The following is a 10,361-nucleotide window of genomic DNA, read 5'->3' as shown; positions in this document are numbered from 1 at the left end:
CGCAGCAGGCGTCGAAGCCGCGACCGCCGACGCACCCTGCGCCGCGGCATCGGCCGCCGCCTGCGCCGTGGCCGTCGCGCTGGCGATGGTGGCCGTCTTGCCGGTCGAGAACACGCTCGGTGTATCCACCGGCGGTTGCGGCTGCGGCTTCGGCGCGGTGGCCGCCAGCTCCGCCGGCCATTTGCCGGTCAGGTAGTAATCCATGACGGCGCGCGCAATCGGGGCGGCCGTGGCGGCGCCGAAGCCGGCGTTCTCGACGATCAGCGCCACGGCGATCTTCGGATGGTCTGCCGGCGCAAACGCCTCGTACAGCGCATGGTCGCGCTTGTACTCCGGAATCGCGTGGTGGTTGTACTTCTCGTTCTTGCCCAGCGAGAACGTCTGCGCCGTGCCGGTCTTGCCCGCCGACACATACTGCGCGCCGATGAACGCCTTGGCGGCCGTGCCCGACTGGTTCACGCCCACCATGGCGCGCTTGATCACGTCGATGTTGGCCTGCTTGAGCGGAATGCGGTAGCTCTCGGTCGGCACCGTCAGCGTGCGCGCCTTGGACAGCGAATCCTCGACCGCCTTCACCAGGTGGGGCTTCATCACCACGCCGTTGTTGGCCAGCGTCGACACCGCGTGCGCCAACTGCAGGATCGTGAAGCTGTTGTAGCCCTGGCCGATGCCGAGCGAGATCGTTTCACCGTCGTACCACTTCTGCTGCTCGGGGCGCTTGTACGCTTTGCGCTTCCACTCGGTGGACGGCAGGATGCCGGTGCGCTCGCCTTCGATGTCGATCCCGGTGATCTGCCCGAAGCCCAGCGGCTTCATGAAATCGTGGATCGCGTTGACGCCCATGTCGTTGGCGAGCTTGTAGTAGTACGTATCGCACGACACCACGATGGAGCGGAACATGTCGACCCAGCCGTGGCCGCCCGGCGCATCGTCGCGGAATGTGTGGTTGCCGAGCGTGAACGAGCCCGGGTCGGCCATGCCCCATTGCGGCGTGCGCTTGCCGAGCTCCAGCGCGGCAAGCGCCATGAAGGGCTTGTAGGTGGAGCCCGGCGGATAGGTGCCGCGCAGCGGGCGGTTCAGCAGCGGCTTGTCGGGCGAGTTGTTGAGTTCGTTCCAGGTGGCCGTGTCGATGCCCTCGATAAAGAGGTTCGGGTCGAACGTCGGCTTCGAGACAAAGGCCAGGATGTCGCCTGTCTCCGGCTCGATCGCCACCAGCGCGCCGCGGCGGTTGCCGAAGAGCTGCTCGGCCAGCCGCTGCAGGTTGATGTCAAGCGACAGGATCAGGTTGTTGCCCGGCGTTGCCTGCGAGGTCGAGAGCGTGCGGATCGGTCGCCCGCCGGCGCTCACCTCCACTTCTTCGTAGCCGGTCAGGCCGTGCAGCTCCGTCTCGTAGCTCTGCTCGATGCCGACCTTGCCGATGTATTCGGTGCCGCTGTAGTTGTTCGCGTCCTTGCGCGGGTCGTACGTCACGCCGGGCTGGCTGTTGGCATCGCTCATGTTGTCGATGCGCTCCAGGTCGCGCTCGGAGATCCGGCCGATGTAGCCGATCACGTGCGAGGCGGTCTCGCCCAGCGGGTATTGGCGGAACAGCCGCGCGTGCACGTCCACGCCCGGAAAGCGGAAGCGCTGCGCCGAGAACCGCGCGACCTCCTGGTCGGTGAGCTGGCTGCGGATCGGCAGGCTTTCAAAGCTGCGCGCATCTTCCATCAGCCGCTTGAAGCGGCGGCGGTCGCGCGGCTGGATGTCGACCACCTGTGCCAGCTGGTCGATCGTGTTGTCCAGCGTGTCCTGCAGCTTGGACGGCGTGATCTCGAGCGTGTAGGCGGAATAGTTGCGCGCCAGCACCACGCCGTTGCGGTCCATGATGATGCCGCGGTTGGGCTCGATGGGTGCGACGGAGATGCGGTTGTCTTCGGCCTTGGCCGAGTACTGCTCGTGCTTGACCTGCTGCAGCCAGAAGAAGCGTGTGAGCAGCAGCCCGAAGCAGACCAGCACGAACAGCGCGGCCGCCGCCAGCCGCAGGCGGAAGCGCGACAGCTCCTGTTCGACGTTGCGGATTTCGGTCATGCCTGACTACCTGTGACGCGCATCAGATCGGGCGCCTCAGATGGGCCGGGTCTCGTCGACGCTGTCCGGCCGGCGTTGCGGTGCCAGCAGGATTGCGTTGGCGAACGGCCACAGTGCGGCCTCGATCAGCGGCGGCAGGATGACCTGCCAGTCCGGCAGATGCGCGCCCATCAGCAGCCGGATGACGATCGGCACGGCATGCGCCAGCACCAGCAGCGGCAGCACGTGCAGCGCCTGCGACAGCACCGAGAACCACAGCACCCGTCGGTGGATGGTGATCGCAAAGTACGACAGCAGCGTGTAGGCCATCGCGTGTTCGCCGAGCAGGCGCGCCTCGTGCACGTCCATCAGCAGGCCCAGCAGAAAGGCCACCACCATGCCCACGCGGCGCGGCTGGTGGATGTTCCAGAACACCAGCACCAGCGCCACCAGATCGGGAATCCACTGCGTGTGGCCCCACGGCATGAGGTTGAAAAGGAACGCCACGATGAAGCTGAAGGCGATGAAGCCGGGGTTGACCGGGCGCAGCAGGTATTGGGGCGAGTTCATGGTCGGTGGCCTCGCTTAGCGCTTTGGCGCTGAATCGGTATCCAGCGGATTGCCGTCGGCGTCGGTAGGGCGCGGCGGCGTGGTGTTGTCGTCGGCCGCGGCTGCCGCAGCGGGCGCCGGCACGTTCGCCTCGGCCGCTGCGCGTGCGGCGCGGTCCTTTTCTTCGCGGGCGTCGCGCGCGGCGTTCTTGCCCTTGGCGGCGGGCGCCGGCGACAGGTCCATCGGCGGGGGGAAGCCCGACTCGTACTTCACGATCAGCAGGTGGCGGTTGCTGCGGATGCCCGCCACGGGCTCGCAGATCACGCGCGAGAACGCCGTGTCGGCCTTGCGCTCGATCTGCGTGATGCGGGCGACCGGCAGGCCGGCTGGATAGACGCCGTCCAGGCCGGACGTCACCAGCAGATCGCCTTGCTGTAGATCGGCCGAGGCTGCCATGAAGCGCAAGTCCAGCGCGCCGGGCCGGGCACCGCCAAAGGCCACGCTGCGCAGCCCATTGCGCACCACCTCCACGGGGATCGCCTGGTCCTTGTCCGTCAGCAGCGTCACCTGCGATTCGAACAGCGACACGCGCGTGACCTGCCCGACCACGCCCCGGTCGTCGATCACCGGATAGCCGGCGCGGACGCCGTCCTTGGAGCCGCGATCGATCACGATGCGCTGCGTGTACGGATCGCGCGCTTCGTACAGGACTTCCGCCGCCACGGTCGGCACCGCGGCATGCTGCTTGAGGTTCAGCAGCGTCCGAAGGTTGCGGTTCTCGGCTTCGAGCTGCGTGGCGCGCAGCGACTGCTGCGCCTGGGCGACGGCCGATTCGCGCAGGCTGCGGTTGTCGGTGGCCAGCTTGGTGGACGACTGCGTGTAGTCGAGCGCCGCACGCACCGTATCGCGCGGAATCAGCACCACGCGCTCGATGGGGTACAGCACCACCGACACGACCTGCCGGACCACGCCCAGTACCGACATGCGGGCATCGACCACGAGCAGCATCAGCGCAAGCGCAAGCAGGGCGACCAGCCGCGCGGTGGCGGACGGGCCCTGCTTGAAGAGGGGCGGCGGGGAGTAATCCATGACCCGGACGCTTCAGATAGGCGCGGCAGACGCGTCGCGACCAAGGTCGGCGGCCTGCCGGCAACAGTTTGGGGGTGGCGCCGGTGCGGTGCAGTGGCCCGGGGCGGGCGGAGCACGGCGCACCGGCGCGGGACGCATCTCAGCGAACCGCAAAGGCTGCTGGGGCAGCCATCCATACGGAACGCGGATGAGCGTGGCGCATGGTCCCGTTATTCGTACGAGAAGATGCTGCCGAGCTTGTCCATGCGTTCGAGCGCCATGCCCGAGCCGCGCACCACGCAGGTCAGCGGGTCTTCTGCCACCAGCACCGGCAGGCCGGTTTCTTCGGCCAGCAGGCGGTCGAGGTCGCGCAGCAGTGCGCCGCCGCCCGTGAGCATCATGCCGCGCTCGGCAATGTCTGCGCCGAGTTCCGGCGGGGTCTGTTCCAGTGCGATCTTCACCGACGACACGATCTGGTTCAGCGGATCGGTCAGCGCTTCCAGGATTTCGTTGGACGACACCGTGAAGGCGCGCGGAATGCCTTCCGACAGGTTGCGGCCCTTCACTTCCATCTCGCGCACTTCCGAACCCGGGAAGGCCGAGCCGATTTCCTTCTTGATGGCTTCGGCGGTCTGCTCGCCGATCAGCATGCCGTAGTTGCGGCGGATGTAGTTGACGATGGCCTCGTCGAACTTGTCGCCGCCCACGCGCACGCTGCCCTTGTAGACCATGCCCCCCAGCGAGATGATGCCCACCTCGGTGGTGCCGCCGCCAATGTCCACCACCATCGAGCCCGACGGCTCCGACACCGGCAGACCGGCGCCAATGGCAGCCGCCATCGGCTCTTCGATCAGGTAGACCTGCGATGCACCGGCGCCCAGCGCCGATTCGCGGATGGCGCGGCGCTCGACCTGGGTCGAGCCGCACGGCACGCAGATGATGATGCGCGGCGACGGACGCAGCAGCTTGCTGTCGTGCACCATCTTGATGAACTGCTTGAGCATCTGCTCGGTGACGGTGAAGTCGGCGATCACGCCGTCCTTCATCGGGCGGATGGCCTCGATGTTGCCCGGCACCTTGCCCAGCATCTGCTTGGCTTCCTTGCCCACAGCCTGGATGGTTTTCTTGGCGCTCGGGCCGCCTTCCTGGCGAATGGCCACCACCGACGGCTCGTCAAGCACGATGCCCTTGTCGCGCACGTAGATCAGGGTGTTGGCAGTGCCGAGGTCGATCGCGAGATCGTTGGAGAAATAGCTGCGCAAAAAGCCGAACATCGAATGAATCCTGTGTTTCGAGTCATGGGCGGCACGGCGGCAGGATCGCGGTGCTACGGCTGCACCGACGCGCGGACCTCGCGTGGCATGCCCATGCGGTCCGATCCTGCTGCTGCGCTCCCGGGAATGTGTCGCGGGCTCCGTGGCGGTCGGCGGTGGGGTGCCGTGGCACTGGCCATCCTGCCGGAGTGAGCCGCCCGGAGAGGGCGGCCCCAAGGAACCTTTGATTAAGTGTCGCCAACTGCTGACGGCGCGACGGCCGGGAGGTTCCCGGCGGGACTTAATCAGAGGGTCCGTGGCTGCACGAAGTCGCCTGCTGACTTAGAAATTTAGTCGGCAATCATACCTTATAATTCGTACGTTTCGCGGGCATTTGGCGCCAAATTTGCGGCAAATCGGCACTGCCGGGGCTCGACCCGGGGCGCGCCCTGCGCGCAGTAGCCGTCGCATGCCAGAACCAGCTCGTCCTGCCCGCCGCCGCACTCACTGATCCACTCCGATGGCACTCGAACTCTCCGACGTCAAACGCATCGCCCACCTGGCCCGCATCGAAGTCTCCGACGGCGAGGCCGCGCAGACACTCACGCAGCTCAACCAGTTCTTCGCCCTGGTCGAGCAGATGCAGGCCGTCGACACCACCGGCATCGAGCCGATGGCCCACCCGATCGAGCAGGTCCAGCCCCAGGCCCAGCGCCTGCGCGAGGACGCCGTGACCGAACCCGACCGCCGCGCCGAATACCAGCAATGCGCACCCGCCACCGAAGCCGGCCTCTACCTCGTGCCCAAGGTGATCGAGTAGGCCGTTTAAACGGCGGGCGCCTGTGCGCCTTTAATTCACTTTCCCCAAATTGACGTCGCCGGCCGCTGCCGGCAGCCCATCCGAACGCATTCGATGACCGCATCCACGATCAAAGCCCTGTCTGCCCAACTCGCCGCCAAGGAGGTTTCGGCGGTGGAACTGGCGCGCCACTACCTGGCGCGCATCGAGGCCGGGGCGCATCTCAACGCCTTTACCCAGGTCGATGCCGAGGCCACGCTCGCGCAGGCCCAGGCCGCCGACGCGCGCATCGCGGCCGGCAGCGCGCCGCCGCTGACCGGCGTGCCGATCGCGCACAAGGACGTGTTTGTCACGCGCGGCTGGCGCGCCACGGCGGGCTCGAAGATGCTCGCCAACTACGTGAGCCCGTTCGACGCGACCGTGGTCGAGCGCCTGGCTGCCGCCGGCATGGTGACGCTGGGCAAGACGAACATGGACGAGTTCGCGATGGGCTCGTCCAACGAAAACTCGGCCTTCGGCGTGGTCCGGAACCCGTGGAACGTCGAACACGTGCCGGGCGGGTCGTCCGGCGGCTCGGCGGCGGCGGTGGCAGCCGATCTGGCGCCCGCGGCAACCGGGACGGACACGGGCGGCTCGATCCGCCAGCCGGCATCGTTCTCGGGCATCACCGGGATCAAGCCGACGTACGGCCGCGTGTCGCGCTACGGCATGATCGCGTTCGCCTCGTCGCTGGACCAGGGCGGCCCGATGGCCCGCACCGCCGAGGATTGCGCGCTGCTGCTGTCTGCCATGGCCGGCTTTGACCCGCGTGATTCCACCAGCCTGGAACCGGGCCGCGGCGGCGACGTGGAAGATTTCAGCCGTCTGCTCGGCCAGCCGCTGCAAGGCGCCGATGCTGCCCGCCCCTTGGCCGGCCTGCGCATCGGCCTACCCAAGGAGTATTTTGGCGAAGGCCTGGCCGATGACGTGCGCGCCGCCGTGCGGGCTTCACTGGCCGAAATGGAAAAGCTCGGCGCCACGCTCGTCGACATCAGCCTGCCCAAGACCGAGCTGTCGATCCCGACGTATTACGTGATCGCCCCGGCCGAGGCGTCGTCGAACCTGTCGCGCTTTGACGGCGTGCGCTACGGCCACCGCGCCGCGGAATACCGGGATCTGGCCGACATGTACCGCAAGTCCCGCGCCGAAGGGTTCGGCTGGGAGGTCAAGCGCCGCATCCTGGTGGGTACATATGTGCTGTCCCACGGCTACTACGACGCCTATTACCTCCAGGCGCAGAAGATCCGCCGGATCATCGCGCAGGATTTCCAGAACGCATTCGCGCAGTGCGACGTGATCATGGGCCCCGTCGCCCCCACCGTTGCCTGGAAGATCGGCGAGAAGAGCGACGATCCGGTCCAGATGTACCTTGAAGACATCTTCACGCTGTCGACCAGCCTGGCGGGCCTGCCGGGCATGAGCGTGCCGGCCGGTTTCGGCGCCAATGGTCTGCCGGTTGGCTTGCAGATCATCGGCAACTATTTTGAAGAGGCACGCATGCTGCAGATCGCGCATGCGTTCCAGCAGGCGACCGACTGGCACATTCGCCAGCCGGCGGCGTGAGCCCTGCCGTACCGACGTACCCGCTGCGCAGCAGGAGGCAGGCATGAACCATCGCATCCGCAACGTACTCGGGCTGGCGCTGGCCGCTGGCCTGCTGGCGGCATGCGTGCCGATTCCGCTGCCGTCGATTCCTGGCATCAGCCGGCCGTCCAAGCCGCCGCCGATTTCCGACCGCCGCATCGACATCAACGGCTACTGCAGCCAGACCGAAGAAGACGGTTTCCGCGAGCAGGCGACGCTGACGGTGGCCGACAACAACGTCACGGCCATGCAATGGCAGTTGTGGGTCGGCCGGCGCGGCTCGTGCCAGTTCGATCTGTCGACGTTCCAGCAGACCAAGCGCCGCCCCAGCATCGAGCTGCGCGAGCGCTACGGCAACTGCACGCTGATGGTCTGGCAGGACCCGCGCCGCGTCACGCTGGCACATGCCAACTGCGAAGCGCATTGCACGCCCGGCATCTATGAAGAAGCCTGGCCGGTGATGTTCGACCCGCAGACGGGCCAATGCGCCCGGAATGCCCGGTGATGCCCGCATCGCTCCGCGCGCTGGCCGCCGTGGCCTGTGCCGCGCTGTCGCTGCAGGCATTCGCTCAGCCGACCCCGGATGCTGAAGGCGGCCTGCCGGATATGCCGGCGGCCCGCGCACCGTCGTCGGCGGAGCTGGGTGTGCAGACGGTCGAGATTCCTCGCGCATTCATGAAGGATGCCGAGGACGCGCCGCAAACGTTGACCGCCTACTGGATCGCCCCGGCCGCAAAGGTGCCTGCCGCCGGTGCGCCGGTGGTCATTGCGCTGCACGGATGCAGCGGGCTCTACACGCCGTCGGGCACGGACGCCAGGGCGCTCGGTTCGCGGTATCGCGGTTATGCGCAATGGCTGCGTGCGCGCGGCTATGCGGTCGTGTTTCCCGACAGCTTCGGGCCGCGCGGCAAGCCGCATGGCATCTGCACCGAGCGCCTTGCCGCCCGCGACATCGACGGCGCCGTGCGGCGCGCCGACATTCTGGCGGCGATGCGCTGGGTGGCCGGCCAGCCCGGCGTGGATGCGCGCCGCATCGTGCTGCTGGGCTGGTCCAATGGCGCGCAGGCGGTGCTCGAAGCCGTCGATGGCAGCCGGGCCTGGCCTGCGGACACGCCGCCCGTGGATCGCGCCGTGGCGTTCTATCCGGGCTGCGTCGCGGCGCAGAAGCGGTCCGACTATCGCCTGAACGCGCCGTTGCTGCTGCTGGCCGGCGGCAACGACGACTGGACGCCGGCCGATCACTGCCAGGCCTTGCAGGCGGCCGTGCTGGCGCGGCAGCCGCAGGCGCGTTTCGAGCTGGACGTGTTTGGCGGCGCGTACCACGGTTTTGATGGTACGGCGCCGGTCAAGGAGCGCAGCGGCATCCCGAGTGGGCGCCGGCACGGCACCGTCACGGTCGGCGGCGATCCGGCCGCGCGCGAAGCGGCATTCGCGAAGCTCGCGGCATGGCTCGATGCGCCCCGCCCCTGACCGCACGGCAGTACACGAACACACGAATACCTGAGTACCTAGACATTCACACCACAACAATCGACAGGACACACGCAACATGCAATGGGAAGTGGTGATCGGCCTCGAGACGCACACGCAGCTCTCGACGGTCTCGAAGATTTTCTCCGGCGCCTCCACCGCCTTCGGTGCCGAGCCCAACACGCAGGCCGCGCCGGTGGATCTGGCGCTGCCGGGCGTACTGCCGGTGCTGAACAAGGGCGCCGTTGAGCGCGCCATCACGTTCGGCCTGGCGATCGGCGCCAAGATCGCGCCCAAGAGCATCTTCGCGCGCAAGAATTACTTCTACCCCGATCTGCCCAAGGGCTACCAGATCAGCCAGTACGAGATTCCGGTGGTGCAGGGCGGCTCGCTGACCTTCCAGGTGGAAGGCAAGAACGGCCAGCCCGGGTACGAGAAGACCGTGCAACTGACGCGTGCGCACCTGGAAGAAGACGCCGGCAAATCGCTGCACGAAGACTTTGCCGGCATGACGGGCATCGACCTGAACCGCGCCGGCACGCCGCTGCTGGAAATCGTGACCGAGCCCGACATGCGCAGCGCTGCCGAGGCCGTTGCTTACGCCAAGGCGCTGCACGCGCTGGTGGTGTGGCTTGGCATCTGCGACGGCAACATGCAGGAAGGCAGCTTCCGTTGCGACGCGAACGTGTCGGTGCGCCCGGGCCCGGATGCGCCGTTCGGCACGCGCTGCGAAATCAAGAACCTGAACTCGTTCCGCTTCCTGGAAGAGGCGATCAACTACGAAGTGCGCCGCCAGATCGAGCTGATCGAAGACGGCGGCACCGTGGTGCAGGAAACGCGCCTGTACGATCCGGACCGCAAGGAAACGCGCTCGATGCGCAGCAAGGAAGACGCGCAGGATTACCGCTACTTTCCCGACCCAGACCTGCTGCCGCTCGTCATTGGCGACGATTGGATCGAGCGCGTGCGCGCCACGCTGCCCGAACTGCCGGCCGCCATGGCCGCGCGCTTTGAATCGGCCTACGGCCTGCCGAAGTACGACGCCAGCATCCTCACCGCCACCAAGGCGACGGCGGCGTACTTTGAAGCCGTCGTGGCGGATGCGGGCGCTGCCAATGCCAAGGCCGCGGCCAACTGGATCATGGGCGAGGTGGCCTCGAACCTGAACCGCGCCGATCTGGAGATCGATGCCGCGCCGGTGTCGCCCGCGCAACTCGCCAAGCTGCTCGCGCGCATTGCCGACGGCACGATCAGCAACAACACGGCCAAGAAGGACGTCTTCCCCGCCATGTGGGCCGGCGAACACGGCGGCGATGCCGACGCGATCATCGCCGAGAAGGGCCTGAAGCAGATGTCCGATTCCGGCGAGCTGGAGAAGATCATCGACGACGTGCTGGCCGCCAATGCCAAGTCGGTCGAGGAATTCCGCGCCGGCAAGGAGAAGGCATTCAACGCGCTGGTGGGCCAGGCCATGAAGGCCACGCGCGGCAAGGCCAACCCCGCACAAGTCAACGAACTGCTGAAGAAGAAACTCGGCGCAGCCTGATGAGCAC

The 10,361-nt window shown here is 67.3% G+C and carries 9 protein-coding genes; 5 read left to right on the top strand and 4 right to left on the bottom strand.

The genetic code is table 11. The annotated features are described in order from the left end of the window. From mrdA to KHN96_RS16355, 4 genes are all read right to left on the bottom strand, one after another. The coding region (mrdA, locus tag KHN96_RS16370; RefSeq protein WP_211888725.1) for a penicillin-binding protein 2 at positions 1 to 2,067 on the bottom strand (2,067 nt) is incomplete at its 3' end. A 36-nt stretch (positions 2,068 to 2,103) separates the two neighbouring features. Beyond that, on the bottom strand, positions 2,104 to 2,616 hold the full coding sequence (gene mreD, locus KHN96_RS16365) for a rod shape-determining protein MreD (RefSeq protein WP_062737605.1): 513 nt from the start codon (positions 2,614 to 2,616) through the stop codon (positions 2,104 to 2,106). A gap of 15 nt (positions 2,617 to 2,631) precedes the next feature. Then, positions 2,632 to 3,684, bottom strand: coding sequence for a rod shape-determining protein MreC (mreC, locus tag KHN96_RS16360; RefSeq protein ID WP_045785427.1), 1,053 nt, complete (start codon positions 3,682 to 3,684; stop codon positions 2,632 to 2,634). Between the two features lie 209 nt (positions 3,685 to 3,893). Continuing rightward, on the bottom strand, positions 3,894 to 4,937 hold the full coding sequence (locus KHN96_RS16355) for a rod shape-determining protein (protein ID WP_045785428.1): 1,044 nt from the start codon (positions 4,935 to 4,937) through the stop codon (positions 3,894 to 3,896). Between the two features lie 499 nt (positions 4,938 to 5,436). Between KHN96_RS16355 and gatC the strand changes: the two genes are divergently transcribed. The 5 genes from gatC to gatB all read left to right on the top strand — a co-directional run bounded on the left by gatC (position 5,437) and on the right by gatB (position 10,354). Then, on the top strand, positions 5,437 to 5,736 hold the full coding sequence (gene gatC / locus KHN96_RS16350; protein ID WP_045785429.1) for an Asp-tRNA(Asn)/Glu-tRNA(Gln) amidotransferase subunit GatC: 300 nt from the start codon (positions 5,437 to 5,439) through the stop codon (positions 5,734 to 5,736). Between the two features lie 93 nt (positions 5,737 to 5,829). Continuing rightward, positions 5,830 to 7,317, top strand: a complete 1,488-nt coding sequence (gene gatA / locus KHN96_RS16345; RefSeq protein ID WP_062737604.1) for an Asp-tRNA(Asn)/Glu-tRNA(Gln) amidotransferase subunit GatA — start codon at positions 5,830 to 5,832, stop codon at positions 7,315 to 7,317. Between the two features lie 43 nt (positions 7,318 to 7,360). Next, entirely contained in the window at positions 7,361 to 7,843 is a 483-nt protein-coding gene (locus KHN96_RS16340; protein ID WP_045785431.1) for a hypothetical protein, read from the top strand. Then, positions 7,843 to 8,808 (top strand): dienelactone hydrolase family protein, encoded by a 966-nt coding sequence (locus tag KHN96_RS16335; RefSeq protein ID WP_045787718.1) that lies wholly within the window; start codon positions 7,843 to 7,845, stop codon positions 8,806 to 8,808. The genes KHN96_RS16340 and KHN96_RS16335 overlap by 1 nt, the downstream gene beginning before the upstream one ends. 79 nt (positions 8,809 to 8,887) lie before the next feature. Next, positions 8,888 to 10,354 carry an Asp-tRNA(Asn)/Glu-tRNA(Gln) amidotransferase subunit GatB gene (gatB, locus tag KHN96_RS16330; RefSeq protein WP_045785432.1) on the top strand — a complete coding sequence of 489 codons (1,467 nt, stop codon included), beginning with the start codon at positions 8,888 to 8,890 and terminating at the stop codon, positions 10,352 to 10,354. Positions 10,355 to 10,361: the final 7 nt, after the last annotated feature.

This window comes from Ralstonia mannitolilytica (assembly GCF_905397375.1).
Lineage (GTDB): Bacteria > Pseudomonadota > Gammaproteobacteria > Burkholderiales > Burkholderiaceae > Ralstonia > Ralstonia mannitolilytica.
This window is presented reverse-complemented; position numbering and strand designations above follow the sequence as displayed.

What these genes read in the sequence shown, in the direction of transcription:
- mreD (WP_062737605.1), bottom strand. Translation starts at nt 2,616, where the DNA reads ATGAACTCGCCCCAATACCTGCTGCGCCCGGTCAACCCCGGCTTCATC.
- mreC (WP_045785427.1), bottom strand. Translation starts at nt 3,684, where the DNA reads ATGGATTACTCCCCGCCGCCCCTCTTCAAGCAGGGCCCGTCCGCCACC.
- KHN96_RS16355 (WP_045785428.1), bottom strand. Translation starts at nt 4,937, where the DNA reads ATGTTCGGCTTTTTGCGCAGCTATTTCTCCAACGATCTCGCGATCGAC.
- gatC (WP_045785429.1), top strand. Translation starts at nt 5,437, where the DNA reads ATGGCACTCGAACTCTCCGACGTCAAACGCATCGCCCACCTGGCCCGC.
- gatA (WP_062737604.1), top strand. Translation starts at nt 5,830, where the DNA reads ATGACCGCATCCACGATCAAAGCCCTGTCTGCCCAACTCGCCGCCAAG.
- KHN96_RS16340 (WP_045785431.1), top strand. Translation starts at nt 7,361, where the DNA reads ATGAACCATCGCATCCGCAACGTACTCGGGCTGGCGCTGGCCGCTGGC.
- KHN96_RS16335 (WP_045787718.1), top strand. Translation starts at nt 7,843, where the DNA reads ATGCCCGCATCGCTCCGCGCGCTGGCCGCCGTGGCCTGTGCCGCGCTG.
- gatB (WP_045785432.1), top strand. Translation starts at nt 8,888, where the DNA reads ATGCAATGGGAAGTGGTGATCGGCCTCGAGACGCACACGCAGCTCTCG.